The 16,017-nt window shown below is 46.4% G+C and carries 14 protein-coding genes and 1 tRNA gene; 6 read left to right on the top strand and 9 right to left on the bottom strand.

Features of this window, described 5'->3' with window-relative positions; translation table 11 throughout:
- The first annotated feature begins 88 nt into the window (after positions 1–88).
- From B5D42_RS15175 to B5D42_RS15165, 3 genes are read left to right on the top strand one after another with little or no spacing between them, the layout of a single operon-like run.
- The gene (locus B5D42_RS15175; protein ID WP_139367191.1) at positions 89–1,951 is read left to right on the top strand and encodes a hypothetical protein; all 1,863 of its coding nucleotides are present in this window, start codon (positions 89–91) and stop codon (positions 1,949–1,951) included.
- Between the two features lie 21 nt (positions 1,952–1,972).
- Positions 1,973–2,704: a hypothetical protein gene (locus B5D42_RS15170; RefSeq protein WP_078832367.1), complete on the top strand. Its 732-nt coding sequence runs from the start codon at positions 1,973–1,975 to the stop codon at positions 2,702–2,704.
- 38 nt (positions 2,705–2,742) lie between these two features.
- Positions 2,743–3,120: a hypothetical protein gene (locus B5D42_RS15165; protein WP_078832366.1), complete on the top strand. Its 378-nt coding sequence runs from the start codon at positions 2,743–2,745 to the stop codon at positions 3,118–3,120.
- A gap of 107 nt (positions 3,121–3,227) precedes the next feature.
- On the opposite strand, the gene B5D42_RS15160 is transcribed toward B5D42_RS15165, so the two are convergent.
- Positions 3,228–3,301, bottom strand: a tRNA-Arg gene (locus B5D42_RS15160).
- Positions 3,302–3,421: 120 nt separating this feature from the next.
- Here B5D42_RS15160 and hutH point away from each other — a divergent pair.
- Genes hutH through tilS form a run of 3 tightly spaced genes read left to right on the top strand, consistent with a single transcriptional unit; the run spans position 3,422 to position 8,033 of the window.
- A complete protein-coding gene (gene hutH / locus B5D42_RS15155; RefSeq protein ID WP_078832393.1) occupies positions 3,422–4,927 on the top strand; it encodes a histidine ammonia-lyase in 1,506 nt (501 codons plus the stop codon).
- 38 nt (positions 4,928–4,965) lie between these two features.
- Positions 4,966–6,627, top strand: coding sequence for a glutamine--tRNA ligase/YqeY domain fusion protein (locus B5D42_RS15150; protein WP_078832365.1), 1,662 nt, complete (start codon positions 4,966–4,968; stop codon positions 6,625–6,627).
- A gap of 26 nt (positions 6,628–6,653) precedes the next feature.
- Complete coding sequence (tilS, locus tag B5D42_RS15145; protein ID WP_078832364.1) at positions 6,654–8,033, top strand: tRNA lysidine(34) synthetase TilS; 1,380 nt, start codon at positions 6,654–6,656, stop codon at positions 8,031–8,033.
- Here tilS and B5D42_RS15140 read toward each other — a convergent pair.
- The 8 genes from B5D42_RS15140 to B5D42_RS15105 all read right to left on the bottom strand — a co-directional run bounded on the left by B5D42_RS15140 (position 8,021) and on the right by B5D42_RS15105 (position 15,921).
- Entirely contained in the window at positions 8,021–8,662 is a 642-nt protein-coding gene (locus tag B5D42_RS15140) for a rhomboid family intramembrane serine protease (RefSeq protein WP_245825719.1), read from the bottom strand. The two genes, tilS and B5D42_RS15140, sit on opposite strands and share 13 nt — an antisense overlap.
- 340 nt (positions 8,663–9,002) lie before the next feature.
- Positions 9,003–9,476 carry a 23S rRNA (pseudouridine(1915)-N(3))-methyltransferase RlmH gene (locus B5D42_RS15135; protein ID WP_078832363.1) on the bottom strand — a complete coding sequence of 158 codons (474 nt, stop codon included), beginning with the start codon at positions 9,474–9,476 and terminating at the stop codon, positions 9,003–9,005.
- Between the two features lie 88 nt (positions 9,477–9,564).
- Positions 9,565–11,187 (bottom strand): tetratricopeptide repeat protein, encoded by a 1,623-nt coding sequence (locus B5D42_RS15130; RefSeq protein WP_078832362.1) that lies wholly within the window; start codon positions 11,185–11,187, stop codon positions 9,565–9,567.
- A 21-nt stretch (positions 11,188–11,208) separates the two neighbouring features.
- A complete protein-coding gene (locus B5D42_RS15125) occupies positions 11,209–12,057 on the bottom strand; it encodes a putative universal stress family protein (protein ID WP_217698841.1) in 849 nt (282 codons plus the stop codon).
- Positions 12,058–12,138: 81 nt separating this feature from the next.
- Complete coding sequence (locus tag B5D42_RS15120; RefSeq protein ID WP_176113033.1) at positions 12,139–12,798, bottom strand: HAD family hydrolase; 660 nt, start codon at positions 12,796–12,798, stop codon at positions 12,139–12,141.
- On the bottom strand, positions 12,776–13,495 hold the full coding sequence (locus B5D42_RS15115) for a glycosyltransferase (protein WP_139367190.1): 720 nt from the start codon (positions 13,493–13,495) through the stop codon (positions 12,776–12,778). Before B5D42_RS15115 ends, B5D42_RS15120 begins: the two co-directional genes overlap by 23 nt.
- Before the next feature lie 338 nt (positions 13,496–13,833).
- On the bottom strand, positions 13,834–15,228 hold the full coding sequence (locus B5D42_RS15110) for a sensor histidine kinase (RefSeq protein WP_078832358.1): 1,395 nt from the start codon (positions 15,226–15,228) through the stop codon (positions 13,834–13,836).
- A complete protein-coding gene (locus B5D42_RS15105; protein ID WP_078832357.1) occupies positions 15,229–15,921 on the bottom strand; it encodes a response regulator transcription factor in 693 nt (230 codons plus the stop codon).
- Positions 15,922–16,017 lie beyond the last annotated feature (96 nt).

The following is a 16,017-nucleotide window of genomic DNA, read 5'->3' as shown; positions in this document are numbered from 1 at the left end:
CGCCGTGGTTTTTTGGAAAAATGGGTGTTTAAACGGTATTTTAATCCATGCCCGATCTATACCTTCATCTGACCAAAACTACACTGTTGTGAAATGGACAAAACTCTTATTCAGGCCAGCCATATTATGGCTGATGGTAATGACATTGCATGTGTCCTGCCGCAAACTGGAGATCAACCGAACCGCGGATCAGATTAGCCAGGAAAAATTCTTTAACAGCCATCGCAGTGGCGATGCAGCTGAAACTGCGATTGTCGCGTATATTCAGCGACAAAACGAAAGCCAGCCGTTTATCGGCCAGGCGATTGAACGAATCGGTTATCCCCGGTGGAATAAAATGGTGAAGAAGGGAGGGAAGACGATCAGGGTTGGAATGAACGGAGGAGGTGTGACTGTTAATGCAACGCAAAACGCCAATACCAGTGATGTCTATTATATTCCCTTCGCACGCGATTCTCAAAACCATATAAATGCACTGATGATGGTTACTGCCTCTGCCACAGATACCTCCATCAGTTATGCTAATGACTGGCAATACAGGAAGTTGTTATATACAGACGCTTCAAAACAGAAAGCACAGCAATTCGCCTTGTCGTTTATGATGTTCGATAAAATCGTATTTGGATATACGAATTTCAGGGTGAAGGATCAAGCGCTTTTTGCTAACAATCAATATCCCGACAGGTACGATATATCCATAAAAATTGGTAAGAAGGAAGGCCAGCAAAAAATTAAAAATGATATGCTGTATTACTTAGAGGAATGCGAGGATGTAAGTGTTTTTTATGCTGATTGTCCCTTTATTAAAGATGTAGAGAGAGGGTATTGTCATATCCCAAATGTAATGATATGCGATCTTTGTTGGAAATGTCCCTATATCCAATTGGACTTAACTTTTTGCTATGGTCAATGGTTGGAGGACGGACTTGGTGGGGGATCTGGAGACGGCGGTGGAAATAACGGTGGTGGCACGGGAGGCGGCGGTGGATCTGGCCCTCCTCCAAACCCATGTGACGGAGGTGATACCAACCCTGATTCAAAAACCAACATGCTGCAGGGTAAGGTTAAAATCAATGGCGTTGATCCAAACGATCCCTGTGCACCAGGCTGGGAGCCAGACCCGGAACCTGAACCTGATCCGGAACCGCAGATGACGATAGCAGAGAAGGCTGTTTTCGACGATATAGATGCGGAAGACCTGGCAGATGCCAATACTATTGCCGGGGGATGCCATGGAACGAACAGAACCGGTAATATTCAATGGCCGGGCACTTTGGAGCATTGGATCATCATGTATAATTATGTGCTGGAGCACCCAATAGCAGGAGAAGTGGAATTTAAAATTCCTGGAGCGAGCAGTACCGGAAGCGGCTATCCGGGTTATGCGGATTTGGCTAACACACTTACCGGCGAGATGTTTGAGATTAAACCCGCAGGAGGAACAGGTCTATCAAGAGGACGTTCAGAAGTTGAGACATATATTAACCTGGCAAACCTGAACTGTTCGATGTCTCCCAATGCGATTGCGCCTGCATGGCAAAAGGGCTTTAATTTCCCGACCAAGTACTACCAGGCGAAAGATCCCAATAGCTGGCTTGAAGCAAAACTGACTGAAAATGGGGTGGTACAGTATAGTTATGTACCTAAAAACATCAGCCCATCACCAGTTCCTTCAGCTATACCTCAATCCAATCTGAGCAAAATCGCCAGGCTGGCTCAGAAACTGACACAAAACCTATCCAATGGAGATGCAGTCATTGCTGAGTTTTTCCGCGATCCGGCAAATGCACCGCTTTTAAATTCTATCAAAGCTGCCGGTTATGGTGTTGCTGCCGGAATAATAATAGGAACACTTGTGCAGGATATTGCTACATTCGGAGCAGGCATTGTCGATGACTGGGCGAGTTTTACCTTAGCGCTGAGGATCATTCGTTATGCCCGTGCCATATAACAGTATTCTAAAACAAATTTGATGGATAGACAGGTTCCCAATACGCTTTTCCCGTTCCCTGATATTTATATTGCGCAAAACAAAAAGAATTTCGGGTTGATCATGAGTAAGGAGTTTGTGGATTGTGCTAATGCGCAATTGACTCCCTTGTTTGAAAAGGAAGTTGGGTTTAAGGTGAATAAGCGTGTAGAACTTTGCTGGGTCAGCCCGCCCTACCAGGAATTTTTTCTGCGCACCAATGGGTTGATAACTGAACTTTCGTCTCAGATCATGGTTAATACCCGCAACCTTCCCATGATTATGGCCTGGAAATCAAAGTCAGGCAGGATGTACCTGGTAAGTGATACGGATATAGACTGTTCTGATATTGAGTTTTGGTTAGAAGGGATAGATCCACTGGAGTTCAATAAACTGATGTTTCCCATGACCAGCCAGCCCTTTAAATTGAAAGACCTGACTTATGAACTCATAGTTGAACGAATTAACCTGGATTGTACGATTCGTTTACGGGTAAAAGAGGGTGTTGACATGGCCAAACTCTTTAAAGAGATTGATGGCTTTATCGGTGGCTACAATGAAAGGTCAGAGAAAAATAACAGAATTGATGGCGTGGTCCATAATTGGAAATATTCACAAGCTGAAGATGAGATCACTTATGTGATAGATCTTGGCTCTGCGCGAGCAGCTTTCCTGAAAAAACTGCTTACTTATTTCTCCAAACTTGGACAGTTCCTGAAAATTACTGTGGAATAGACGCTGATCTTCATCAGCGAAAAAATTAAATTCAAATCATGGAAAGATATATGCCCAATACACTTTTTCCTTATCCTGACCGGTTCATTGAATTGTGTGAGCAGAAACATGGACTAGGCTTTTCCAGGGAATTTCTTGATTGCGCTAATCGCAAACTCACCGCTTTATATGAAAAGGAGGCCGGTTGTCAGGTGGATGGTGCGGTGTTCATCGGGATCGTTACACCGCCGGAAGACAATTTTTTTCTTCAAACAAAATGGATCGTTACCCAATTCTCCTCAGTTATTCATGTAGGTCCGGACAAATTCCCGGCCACTATTTCATGGCAGTCCAAGTCGAACAGGATGTACACGATCGGGGATACGAATATTAATGAAACGGATATAGAATTTTTATTGGTTGTGGATGGGATGTAGGATGAGAAATGAAGTTATTAAGTCTAATGCAAAAGATAGTATTTACTTAATGGGTTCTGCAAAAATAAAAATGGACAAATCGAAAAAAAACGACTTGCCCATTTCAGTGAACCGGATTGGATTCGAACCAATGACCTGCTGCTTAGAAGGCAGCTGCTCTATCCAGCTGAGCTACCGGTCCGGTTTTATGGAGCGCAAAATAAGGGAAAAATCCGCAGCTGAACAAAACGGAACCCATGTTTTCATAAATCCGGCACCCGCTTCCTCCAAATATCCTTACTTTGCCGGAAACGATGTTTGCATGAGTTATAATTATCTTCCGCTGGACAGGAAATGGCTCCATTTTGAACAAGTAAAGCACCTGCTCGACTTCGATCAACTGGTTTCTATCACATTCGACGCCCACGAACGCATCCTGGCCTGCAGGGCTTATCTCGACCGGAAAATGGAAGATAAAGAAGGACTTTTCTACGGTATCAACACCGGCTTTGGCTTTTTACAGAATGTGAAGATCGATGCCAGCCAGATCGAGCAGCTGCAATATAATCTGCTGGTTTCCCATGCCTGCGGTATGGGCGAGGAAGTGCCTGCCGATATCGTGAAGCTGATGCTCATGCTGAAGATCAAGTCGTTAAGCTATGGCCACAGCGGCGTACAGATCGAAACGGTGAAACGCCTGATGGAAATGTACAACCACAATGTTCTACCCGTTATCTATACCCAGGGTTCACTGGGCGCTTCCGGCGACCTGGCGCCTTTAAGTCACCTGAGCCTGCCCCTGATCGGGTTGGGCGAAGTGTATCACAACGGTAAAAAAGTACCAGCCGCTGTAGTAATGGAGCAGCTGAACTGGAAGCCGATTCAACTACAGAGTAAAGAAGGGCTGGCGCTGATCAATGGTACACAGTTCATGAGTGCTTATGGACTTTATTGCCTGAAAAAGGCAGAGCATTTGCTGCAGATGGCAGACCTGATCAGTGCGTTGTCGTTTGATGCGTTCGATTGCGTTACCCAGCCGCTGGATCCGCATATTCATGCTGTAAGGGCGCATAATGGACAGGTAACTACGGCAGCGGCTTTAAGAAATTACCTGCAAGGCAGTGAGATCGCCGCCGGCCGCAAAAGCCAGGTGCAGGATCCTTATTCGTTCAGGTGTATTCCACAGGTGCATGGCGCCAGCAAAGATGCATTTGAACATGTGCTGGGCGTATTTATAAGAGAGATCAACTCTGTGACCGATAACCCGAATATTTTCCCGGAAGAAGACCTGATCGTGAGCGGGGGGAATTTCCATGGCCAGCCACTGGCGATAGCACTGGACTATTTGTCCATCGCGATGAGCGAGATCGCGAATATATCGGAAAGGAGAACTTACCAGCTTATCAGCGGACAGCGTGGTCTGCCGCCGTTCCTGGTGAAAGATCCTGGCTTGCATTCCGGATTTATGATACCACAATATACGGCAGCCGGCATCGTGAGCGAGAATAAACAACTCTGTACACCGGCTTCGGTAGATAGTATTTCTTCATCCAATAACCAGGAAGACCATGTGAGCATGGGGGCCAATGCCGCCACAAAATGCCTACGGGTGATCAATAATGTGGAGAAAGTACTGGCGATCGAGCTGCTCACAGCTGCGCAGGCGCTTGAATTCAGGCGTCCGGCCACCAGTTCGGAGCAGATCGAGCAGCTGGTCAGCGCCTTCCGCGAAGCGGTGAGCTTCAATACGGAAGACCGGGTACTGCATCATGATATGATGACCGCCATTTCATTCCTGAATAAGTACTTTCCGAACTCCAAGGTTTGAGGCGCATAGCTTAACTTTGCTGCCCTAACTTAAATGGTATGTCTGAAGAAAAAAGCCTGAATTTTATTGAAGAGATCATAGATGCGGATCTGAAAAGCGGGAAATATGAATCGATCGTTACACGTTTTCCGCCTGAACCGAACGGTTACCTGCATATCGGTCATGCCAAAAGTATCTGTCTCAATTTCGGGCTGGCCCTGAAATTCGGCGGAAAGACCAATCTCCGTTTTGATGATACCAACCCCGTTACCGAAGAGACCGAATACGTGGAAAGTATCAAGGATGATGTACGCTGGCTGGGATTCCAGTGGGCGGAGGAATTATATGCTTCCAATTATTTCGAACAATTATATGGATTTGCGGTAAAGCTGATTGAAAAGGGGCTGGCTTATGTGGACGACAGCAGCAGCGAAGAGATCGCAGCGCAGAAAGGTACACCCACACAGCCCGGTATAGAAAACCAGTACCGCAGCCGCAGTATTGAAGAGAACCTGCAATTATTTGCCGACATGCGTGCCGGCAAGTACAAAGACGGCGAAAAAGTATTACGTGCCAAAATAGACATGTCCAGCCCGAATATGCACATGCGCGACCCGCTGTTGTACCGGATCAAACATGCCACACACCACCGTACCGGCGATGCCTGGTGCATTTACCCGATGTACGATTTTGCACATGGACAGAGTGATTCCATCGAAAATATAACGCATTCCATCTGTACGCTGGAATTCATCCCGCACAGGCCATTGTACGACTGGTGTATTGAAAAACTCGAGATTTTCCCGTCGCACCAGTACGAATTCGCGCGCCTGAACATGACCTATACCGTGATGAGCAAACGCAAACTGCTGCAGCTCGTTAATGAAAAGCATGTGACCGGCTGGGATGATCCGCGTATGTCGACCATCAGTGGTATGCGCCGCCGTGGCTATACAGCTGAGGCCATCCGGGAATTCTGCGAAAGGATAGGGGTAGCCAAAAGAGAGAACCTGATCGATGTAGGTTTGCTCGAATTCTGTGTAAGGGAACACCTCAATAAGATCGCTTTACGCCGTATGGTGGTATTCGACCCGCTGAAAGTGGTGATCACCAACTATACCGCCGATGAAGAATGGCTGCAGAGTGAGAACAACCCTGAAGATCCGGCATCCGGCAACCGTAAAGTGCCGTTCAGCAGGGAACTGTATATTGAAAGGGAAGACTTCATGGAAGTAGCGCCGAAGAAATACTTCAGGCTGGCACCCGGTCAGATGGTAAGGCTGAAAAGTGCTTATATTATCCGTTGTGAAGAAGTGATCAAAGACGCGGAAGGCAATATCACCGAAGTGCATTGTACTTATATCCCGGAGAGTAAAAGCGGGGAAGATACATCCGGTATCAACGTGAAAGGCACGCTCCACTGGGTAAGTGTGAAACATGCGATCAACGCCGAAGTGCGCCTGTACGACCGGCTCTTCAAGGTAGAAGATGTCGGTAATGCCGAAGGTGATTTCAAGGATCATATCAATGCGGATTCTCTGACTGTGATCAGTAATGCATACGCAGAACCTGCTCTGAAGGAAGATGGTGCGGAAGAACGCTACCAGTTCATCCGTAAAGGATATTATATCATTGATAAGGACAGCACGGCAGACAAACTGGTATTCAACCGAACCGTAACACTGAAAGATACCTGGGCCAAGGAAGCAAAGAAAGCCTGACCCGATTAGGATCGTTTAAGAAACCGATGGATCTCCTGCAATCTTTTTTACAGCACTGGCAACAGCAATACCCTGCATTGCAACCGGGCAGCTGCCGGCTCTTACTGGCCGTAAGCGGCGGCCCGGACAGTATGGTTATGACAGACCTGCTCGTCCGCGGTGGTTTTGATTGTACGGTACTGCATTGCAATTTCGGCCTGCGCGGTGATGAAAGCGATCGCGATGAACAGGTTGTTAAAAGCCTGGCAGCAGCGTACAATGTAGAAGTGAAAGTGCGTGCATTCGACACGAAAGCGGAAGCGGACAGCCGGCAGTTATCTATCCAGGAAACAGCGCGTGAACTGCGTTATGAATGGTTCGGTGCTGAATTGAATAAAATACAGGCGCCGGCTTATATTGTAACAGCGCATCACGCAGATGACAATATAGAAACAATGCTGATGCGCCTTTTCAGGGGCACAGGTATCCGCGGCCTGACCGGTATCCCTGCCTTTCGTAAAGATGCCCGCTTATTACGTCCGCTGCTTGTTTTCAGGAAGCAGCAGTTGCTGGATCACGCGGCAGCACATGCAATTCCTTTTGCAGAAGACTCTTCTAACAGCACAGATAAATACACCCGTAATTTTTTCCGGAACCGGCTGATACCTGCAGTAAAAGAAGTGTACCCGAATGCAGAGGAGAACCTGGTACATACGATCGCGATGCTGAACGAGGCAACGATGCTGTATGAGCAGTCCGTGAATCTCCAGTTGAATAAATTACTGGAGCAGAAAGGTAATGAATGGCATATTCCCGTGCTCAAATGGCAACAGGCTAAACCGTTGCAAACGATTACCTGGGAGATCATCCGGCAATTTGGTTTCTCCGCAGGCCAGACCGCGGAAGCCATCAAATTGCTAGGCGCAGTCAATGGCAGTACGCTTACATCACCTACCCACCGGCTGATCCGCAACCGTAACTGGATCATCATTACAACAACCGATACTGATCAGGCGGCCCACCTGCTGGTAGAAGAGCCCGTAAGAGAATTGCGTTTTCCTGGTGGTACACTTCGCTTCCACACAGAAGAACTTCCATTGGATGAAACTGCAAAAGCTGCAGCTATTTCAAAACTTCAGGAGAACCGCGATGCAGGAACTGTTGTTTTTGACGCGGATAAAGTTGATTTTCCCCTGTTGGTACGTAAATGGAAAACAGGCGACTATTTCTACCCGCTGGGTATGCAGAAAAAGAAAAAACTGAACCGCTTCTTTATCGATCAGAAACTCTCGCCAACTGCAAAGGAACAGGTATGGGTACTTGAATCCAACCGTAAACTGATCTGGATCGCGGGTTACCGGATGGATGATCGTTTCAAGGTCACAGCCGCCACAAAACGTATCCTCAAGGTCGTTTATCTGAAATAATCCTGTATGGAATTAATGAAATTCCCGATCGCGTTAAAGCCAGTGAACATACTGGCAACGGCTACAAATACTACACCCCACACCGCACCCCAGATATGGGCGGAATGATTGATGTTACCACGGCCTTTTTTTGCGAGATAAGCCGACAGGATCAGGTATAAAGGACCAAATACAAAGCCCGGAATACTGAATGGAATAGGGAAGATGCCCATCCCGATTGTGGGAAATAAAAAAATACCCGCGAAGATTACGGCAGAAACCGCACCAGACGCACCAAGACTTCTGTAATGATAGTCATTTTTATGTTTCAGGTAAGTTGGTAATAAGCAAACAAACAATGCACTGATGTACAGCAGTATGAAAAAGATTTTACCCTGCTCGCCAAAAAGCACAGGATCGTTGAATACTCTTTCCAACAGCTTGCCGAAAAGATAAAAAGAATACATGTTGAAAAACAGGTGCATAAAATCAGCATGGATAAACCCGCAGGTAATGAACCTGTACCATTGGTTGCGGTTGGTAACGGCCGGGGGATAAAAGATCAGGTCGTCCGTTACTTTCTCATTGGAGAAAGCTGTGAAGGAAATAACACAGGTCAGTATAATAATGGCAATGGTGATAGTGATCATAGCGGAAAGATACAGATTTGAAAGGAAAAGAATGGAAGCCCTGTCCTAATACTAAATCAATATTTATATCAATTGTTTAATCCGGCCAACTGGTTTTCGGGTTACAATAGCTATAAGTACTTCGGTAATATTTCATAAATGCCTTTTCTCATAATAAGAGCGCTGCTCCTTTTTTTCATCGAAGTTTTCAGGCAGTTTAATTGAACCAATCAGTTTTTTTAATCTTTTGGAAAATTTTTTTGCTCTGCCTGTTTTCTTTATGCGACTCCAGGCCACTTTTTATGGTAAGATTTGATCTCATAAGGTCTGTGCTTTTGCTGCTTAAATCTATCAATCATAATCACATATGATGGTATTTTTCATTCTTAAGAATAGTACAGGCCCGGTACAATTGTTCTGCCAGGATCAGGCGAACCAGCATATGCGGGAAAACCAGTTTCGACAGGCTCCATTTGGTATCGGCACGGGCTGCAACCGCATCATCCACCCCGAATGCACCGCCGATCAGGAACACAATCCTGCGTGTACTTTCGTTGGCCCGCTGTTGTATGAACTCGGCCAGTTCCGGTGAACTGAACTGTTTTCCGCGTTCGTCCAGGAGCACCAGGTAATCGTCTTTCTGCAGCTGCTGCAATATCAGCATTCCTTCTGCTTTTTTCAGTTCATTGGTACCGAGACTGGCGGCATTTTTCGGGGGAGCGATCAGGTGCCATTGTGCAGGGAAATACTTGCCCAGCCGTTTGGTGAACGCTTCAATTCCTGCCGCAGCATAAGGTTCATCTGCTTTGCCTACCGACCATAATTGTATTTTCATGATACGTCAAAAATAGGAAAGCCGGCAGAAAAATCCGCCGGCTCTGTTTTCAGTGTGTCTATAACTAAAAACTAACTACCGATTTGCATCAGTTGTTATCTTTGGGAGCATTGATCATCTTTTCAAGGATGGTCTTATATTTTTCCGCATCATTGTTTCCCGGATCGAGCGTCAGGATCCGGTCGTAATAATCCAGTGCGTCCTTGTACAATTTTTCCTGGTTCACTTTATACGCCGCGAGGTAGCCATATGCTTCGATCAGCCATTTTTTATTGTTGGCATTGGCGGTATCTTTTTCAGCCACATCGATCAGGTGCTCGTAATGGGGGATGGCCAGACCTTCGGTCATAGCGGTATCAATTGCCGCATTAGATCTTGCGCGCCAATAGTAGCCATAGGTCTGTTCGGGATATTTGTCTGAATACATGGTGAATACACTGTCGGCCATATCATAATCCTTCGCATTATAATATGCTACGCCCCAGTTGAACAGGTCTACATTACTCATCGGTGCATGAAGCGCGTATTGCTGACCGATCCAGTATGCCTGCTTGCTGTAATCTTTTTGTGCTTTATAGAATGCATACATTTTTTTGGTGTAGTCTATTTTCATAGCACTGTCTTTTTCCATATTGTATGCTTTCTCATACCAGGTAACTGCTTCTTCCGGCCTGTTGCTTTTTTCTGCAATCTTGCCCATCAGGTCAAAATCTTTCGCCACGTAATTGGTGTCGTTCTCCGCGCTGAAGTATTTTTTGAGACTGGCCTCTGCATCGGTATAATTACCAAGTCCTTCATAACTATAAGCCTGGAGCTTGTAAATCCGCGGCTTCACTGCATTTCCTTCGGTCGCGATCACATGATTGGCCGCTGCAATGGCTTCGTTGAATTTCTGCGATACATAATAGAGATCAGTGAGCAGGTATTCATTTTTGATATCCGCATCCGTTTTTGCAATGTACTGCTGCAGGTATTCATTGGCTTTGTTCACATCGCGGAAATAATTATAGAAATACAACTGGTAATATACCGGTGCAAAATTCGCATCTGCTGCCAGTGCCTTGTTGTAATACTCAACAAACACATCTGCATTGTTCTGCGTCTGGTAAATTTTACCCAGTTTGTAATAAGCTGCTGCACTGGATGCATCAACGTCTATCGCTGCCTGGTATGCCCTTGCAGCTTCCGAACCATTGTACAGTTTCCGGTAAGCGTCGCCGATGGCAATAAATACTTCGGGGTTCTTTTTGTCTTTTTCAGCTGCGGTTTGCAGAATATTGATGGCTTCCTGCAGGTTGCCTTTGGGTGCATCGAGAATGGCGCGGCCAACTGCTTCCTGTATGGCCGGGTTCTTTTTACGGCCATTACCGATGGCTGCTGCAAATGATGCCGCGGCTGCAGTTGAATCGCCTTCCTGTAACTGCAGGGCTCCCTGTGTTACGAGGATATAAGGATCATTTTTAATTTCCTGCGGGATACGGCCGAAGCTTTCCTTGGCAGCTTGTAAACTGTCTTTCGCCAGTTGTGTTCTGCTGAGCCAGAACCAGGCTTCCGCATTGTTCGGCGTCTGCTCCAAAGTCTGGCGGAGGTTAGCAGCCGCGCTGTTGTACCGTTCGTAAGAGAACAATTTTTTTGCTTCCGGAAGCTGCGCTTTTGTGAGACCGGTAATAGCTGTTACAGCCAATACCGTCATTAGTATTGATCTTTTCATGACCTGGATTTTAGGGGGTTATCAAATAGAAAGTTTGAGCGACAGAATATGCAATGATGCAAGCGGGTGGAGCAGGTCTGTCATCTTTTTCTGTACCTGGCTTAAGAATGACGGCTTTTTTTCCGCATTCACCAGTATCAGATCGGCTTTGACCTGCGCAGCATGACGCAGCAGCATATCCGCAGGATCGGTTCCCTGCAGGATCTTGTAATGCGGCGAATGCCCGTATTCTGCCAGTATCTTGTATGCCATATAAAAAGCATCCGTTTTTGCCTTGGGTGCCGGCTCGTTATTGTGCAGCAGTGCCACCAGGTGGATCTGTGCATGGTAATGTCTTGCAAACAACAGCGCGAGTTTGATCTTTTCATGCGTCAGCACGTCGTCTACCGGAAGCAGGATCGATTTCACCGGGTGATTCAGGCAATCGCTTGTGATCGTGAGCACCGGTATAGTGGTCTCGTTTGCAAGTTCTACTGCAATGGTTTTATCGTTTACAGCGGTCGCCTGACCGTTCTCGTATTTATTGATGACCACAAGGTCTATACCATGTGTGCTGATATAACCAGCCATGCCTGTAGTATCCGTTTTGTCAGGGATCTGTTCCACAACAAAATCAGCGCCACCCGTATCTGCATTTAATTTTTCCTTCAGATCCGACAGTTGCCTGAATGCATCTTTCGCATCTGCAAAAGATGCTGGTTCTGCAGTCTTCCATGGAAAAAAACGCTCCAGGATTGTCTTATGATGCTCGCTGTATGCAAGATGGATCGTTGCCCGGTCAGGCCCGCAGAGTTCAATGGCTTTCTTTGCCGCTATTTCAGCGTCGCTCATCGTGTCTGCAGGAACCAATATATTTTTGAATGCGAGCATGCTTTTTTCTTTCTGTTCAGTAAACCTAATCATGCGCCATTAAGAATCTATTAAACAGGTATTAGAATGAAATTAGAAATGTCAGGCACGTGATAAAATCTGTTCGAAGGACGGCTCTTCTATCACAAAATCCGCTGCCTGTAAGAGGCAGTTATGTTTGGGCTGAAAAGCGATACCGGTGCCTGCTGCTTTTACCATACAGGTATCGTTTTCACTGTCGCCTACAGCAATGCAATCTGTCCGTGCTATTCCCCTGGTGCGAAGTATATGCTCCAGCGCGTTCTGCTTGCAGATCTCATGCCGGCAGCTGCTTTCAGGTGTATGATATAAAATAGCCGGTATCGTTACTTCGCCTGTGGCAATTCCGCCTTCGAATGCGGCGTGATTGGCTACTGCGAAATCTGCGCCGATTTTGCGGCAGACATGCTCTGCTGCAAAATCGTAACTGTCTGTAATAATTCCTGTGAGATAACCCTGTTTCTTCAACGCTGCTATTACACGCTTTGTGCCTGGAACGAGTTCAATGCCGTCTACCAGTTCAATCAGTTCTTCCCTGGTATGTCCTTCCAGCAAACGCGCAATGGCATGTGTTCGTTCTGCACTGCTGTAATGCTGTGCCCGGATCTCCTTCAATGCCGCTGTTTGCTGGTAGCGCTCCGTGAACCGGTCTATGAACCGGCCCCTCAGCAGTGTATCGTCCATGTCAAAAACGGCCAGTTTATCGGGTAATGCTATATTCATACTGAGATGTTGATGATAAAATATCTTCGGGCTGAAAGGGTGCAGGTACATTGCTGTGACGGAATGCCTTGAATAAAATCGCATTGGCTACTTCGCGGCTCATGCGGCCCAGTTCTTTCAGGGGTTTGCTTTTGTTTTCGATATGACCGATATGTACTTCGGCAATGCGCGCTTCCTGTATATGCATATCGATCAGTATGCCTATATCCACACCGTAATCATTGAAGAAACGGATGTTTTCAAAGAAACGTTTCCTGCCTGCGATCATACCTCCGAGCGGTTGTTCATAAGATGTAAGCTCGGGAAAGAATATACTTAAAAGCGGTTTGGCCAGCAGTTCCGTTACGCGGCCACTGTTACGCGAAAAACGTGCCTTGATAAAATCCTGCTCATCGTTCAAAAGCGGTGTGCAGATAAGATGCAGCATGTTTGCCGGGTAAGGGTCGATATCGGCATCGAGAAATACGATGATTTCATTTTCGGCATGCGCCAGCCCGTCTTTCATGGATGCGCCCTTGCCGCGTGTAAAGCTGGTAATCACTTTGGCGCCTGCCTGTCTTGCAATAGCTGCCGTACTGTCTGACGAACAATCGTCTACCACAATCACTTCTGATACTTTAGGATAACGATTGCAATAATCTACAACCTTTGCAATTGTTTTTGCTTCGTTGAGCGCCGGAATGATAACACTGATCATAAGCTCTGTTTTTTGGATGATGAAATACAAACAACAATGGTCTGCTTGATGGTGTGTTGCTCTTTAACCGGGTGAAGGTGGGCACCGGCTATTAAAGGGTGATTAGTCTCGAATTAGAATGACATTAAAGTGTTCCGGATAAAAAAATACCGCTCCTAGAAAAGAGCGGTATTAAACTAAACCCTGAGCAAATAATAAAAAAGGTGGTATTCCATAGGGAGTATGTATACCAATATGCTGAATCCGTTTGAATGATCTTGTTACAGGTGCAATTTGATCAATTATTATTAATGCGCAATTAAGATCAGATTAGAAAAATATTAGAAATAGGAGGGTGCTCAGATCTGGTGAAAAGTGCGCGCTATCGGCAGGCTGATCTGGAATGCCGTACCCTTTCTGGAAGATTCCATGATCCTGATCTCTCCCTTGTGCAGGTTGATGATACGCAGAGCCAGCGAGAGCCCAAGCCCGGAACCATGCGTTCCTTCCACATCGCTGCCGCGATAGAAGGGCTGGAAGATCAGCTGCTGGTCTTTCTCGCTGATGCCCGGACCGTTATCTCTCACAATAATGTCAAGCTTGTCTTCTGCAAAGTTAAGGGAAATCGCAGCAGTATGATTGTCAGAATACTTACAGCCATTAAGTACTATATTTTTAATAGCGCTGTAGAGCAGATCGGTGTTGCCGAATACAAGCAGATTGTCCTCGTTGTCGGGGAAAGTATCGAAATGAAGTTCGGTGGAATATTCCTTGCTGGCTTTCCGGATATCTGCCGGGATCCGCATCAGCAGTTCATCAATGCGTACCAGCGATAACTCCATCCCGTCCGACGTACCCGTTGCTTTTGCAAGTTCCAGCAGGCTCCTGGTGAGCTGTGTTAATGTTCTTACATCATCATACACAGAATCGATCACATGTTTGTATTCTTCTGCACTCCGTTCATTCTGCATGGTAATTTCGAGCTGACTGGAAATGGACGTGAGGGGAGTTGACAGTTCATGCGATGCGTTCGCGATAAAACGCCGCTGTATCTCAAACGACTCCTGTAAACGGGTCAGCAGGGCGTTAAAGGTTGAAGACAGTTCATTCAGCTCATCTTTGGGTTCATTCACATCGATCCGGCGTGATAGATTCTGCGATGAGATCTCTTTTACCTCGTTGGTGATCTTTTTTATGGGAGCCACCAGCCCCGATGAAAAGAACAGGCCCGAGATTACAGTGATCAGTATCCCGGTAAAGAAACTGAGGATCAGAACAAACTTCAATTCGCTCAGCCTGTTGGCACCGTCCCGGTCATAGGCAGCTGCTACTACCAGGTAAGCTTTGCCGTCGCCTGCTTTATAGATCAGCGCAACAGCGTCCCTTCCGTCGCGCTTGAAAATATACTGCCCGTCTTTCTTTACCTTGTCCAGTATCTCCTGGTCTGCCTTTACAGGTGTGGCATTTACATCCACGGCATGGTAGATTTCCTGGCCCTGTTCATTGTATACGATCACACTTTTCTGCTGCTGGGTGATCACCATCTGCTCATCGATCCGCCGCATCATTTCCCTGTCCATCCCGTTTACCTTGAACAACAGTCCGCCGGTAGTCAGCGCCCTGTTCCTTACCCTTGTTCTGAAATCCTTTTCCCGGTTCAGCTGTGAGAGATAATACACGGAAACACATACTACCAGCAGTATGGCCGTAACTACAATAGTGAACAATAACGTGATGCGGTATTTGATCTTCATCTAACCATTCTCCTTTAAAATATAACCCATGCCTACCTGGGTATGGATGAGGCGTGTGGCGAAATTCTTGTCTATTTTTTTACGCAGGTAGTTCACATATACATCGATCACATTTGTCTTTGTATCGAAATCGATATCCCATACGCGTTCCGCGATATCGGCACGCGAGAGTACCCGGTTTCGGTTTCGCATAAAGTATTCCAGCAACTGGAACTCTTTTGCCGTAAGAAGGATCGGCTGATCGCCCCTTTTCACTTCCTTGGTATCCAGGTTCATCTCCAGGTCGGCAGCTTTCAGGATATTACCCGTAGGCAGCTGCTGGTTCATGATCCTTTTCAGCAATGCCCGGATCCTTACCAGTAATTCCTTGAATTCAAACGGTTTGATTACATAATCATCCGCACCTGCGTCGAAACCTTCGATCTTGTCCTCGGTGGTATTCATCGCAGTCAGCATGATCACGGGGATCTGCTGGTTATGATTGCGGATCTGTTTGCAGAGATCGTAGCCGTTTAGTCCCGGCAGGTTGATATCGAGTATGATCAGGTCGTAGGGATGAGACAGGAACAGCTTTTTCCCGATCAGCCCGTCATAAGCAACTTCCACATAATAACCGTTCTCTGTAAGGCCCTTTTTTAATGCAGCGGCAATCTTCTTTTCATCTTCAACAATCAGGATCTTTCTTTCTTCCATACTGCAAGTTTAACCCCATCGCCCGTATTATCCTTTTTTGAGGGGTGTGAACGTTCAATTTTAACCGGCTTTTAATTTGAAAGCAGGCGCTGAAAC

Source organism: Sediminibacterium ginsengisoli, from assembly GCF_900167075.1.
Taxonomy (GTDB): Bacteria; Bacteroidota; Bacteroidia; order Chitinophagales; family Chitinophagaceae; genus Sediminibacterium; species Sediminibacterium ginsengisoli.
This window is presented reverse-complemented; position numbering and strand designations above follow the sequence as displayed.

Excerpts from the sequence above, each read along its gene's own strand:
- B5D42_RS15170 (WP_078832367.1), top strand. The coding sequence starts at position 1,973 with ATGGATAGACAGGTTCCCAATACGCTTTTCCCGTTCCCTGATATTTAT.
- B5D42_RS15165 (WP_078832366.1), top strand. The coding sequence starts at position 2,743 with ATGGAAAGATATATGCCCAATACACTTTTTCCTTATCCTGACCGGTTC.
- hutH (WP_078832393.1), top strand. The coding sequence starts at position 3,422 with ATGAGTTATAATTATCTTCCGCTGGACAGGAAATGGCTCCATTTTGAA.
- B5D42_RS15150 (WP_078832365.1), top strand. The coding sequence starts at position 4,966 with ATGTCTGAAGAAAAAAGCCTGAATTTTATTGAAGAGATCATAGATGCG.
- tilS (WP_078832364.1), top strand. The coding sequence starts at position 6,654 with ATGGATCTCCTGCAATCTTTTTTACAGCACTGGCAACAGCAATACCCT.
- B5D42_RS15140 (WP_245825719.1), bottom strand. The coding sequence starts at position 8,662 with ATGATCACTATCACCATTGCCATTATTATACTGACCTGTGTTATTTCC.
- B5D42_RS15135 (WP_078832363.1), bottom strand. The coding sequence starts at position 9,476 with ATGAAAATACAATTATGGTCGGTAGGCAAAGCAGATGAACCTTATGCT.
- B5D42_RS15130 (WP_078832362.1), bottom strand. The coding sequence starts at position 11,187 with ATGAAAAGATCAATACTAATGACGGTATTGGCTGTAACAGCTATTACC.
- B5D42_RS15125 (WP_217698841.1), bottom strand. The coding sequence starts at position 12,057 with ATGCTCGCATTCAAAAATATATTGGTTCCTGCAGACACGATGAGCGAC.
- B5D42_RS15120 (WP_176113033.1), bottom strand. The coding sequence starts at position 12,798 with ATGAATATAGCATTACCCGATAAACTGGCCGTTTTTGACATGGACGAT.
- B5D42_RS15115 (WP_139367190.1), bottom strand. The coding sequence starts at position 13,495 with ATGATCAGTGTTATCATTCCGGCGCTCAACGAAGCAAAAACAATTGCA.
- B5D42_RS15110 (WP_078832358.1), bottom strand. The coding sequence starts at position 15,228 with ATGAAGATCAAATACCGCATCACGTTATTGTTCACTATTGTAGTTACG.
- B5D42_RS15105 (WP_078832357.1), bottom strand. The coding sequence starts at position 15,921 with ATGGAAGAAAGAAAGATCCTGATTGTTGAAGATGAAAAGAAGATTGCC.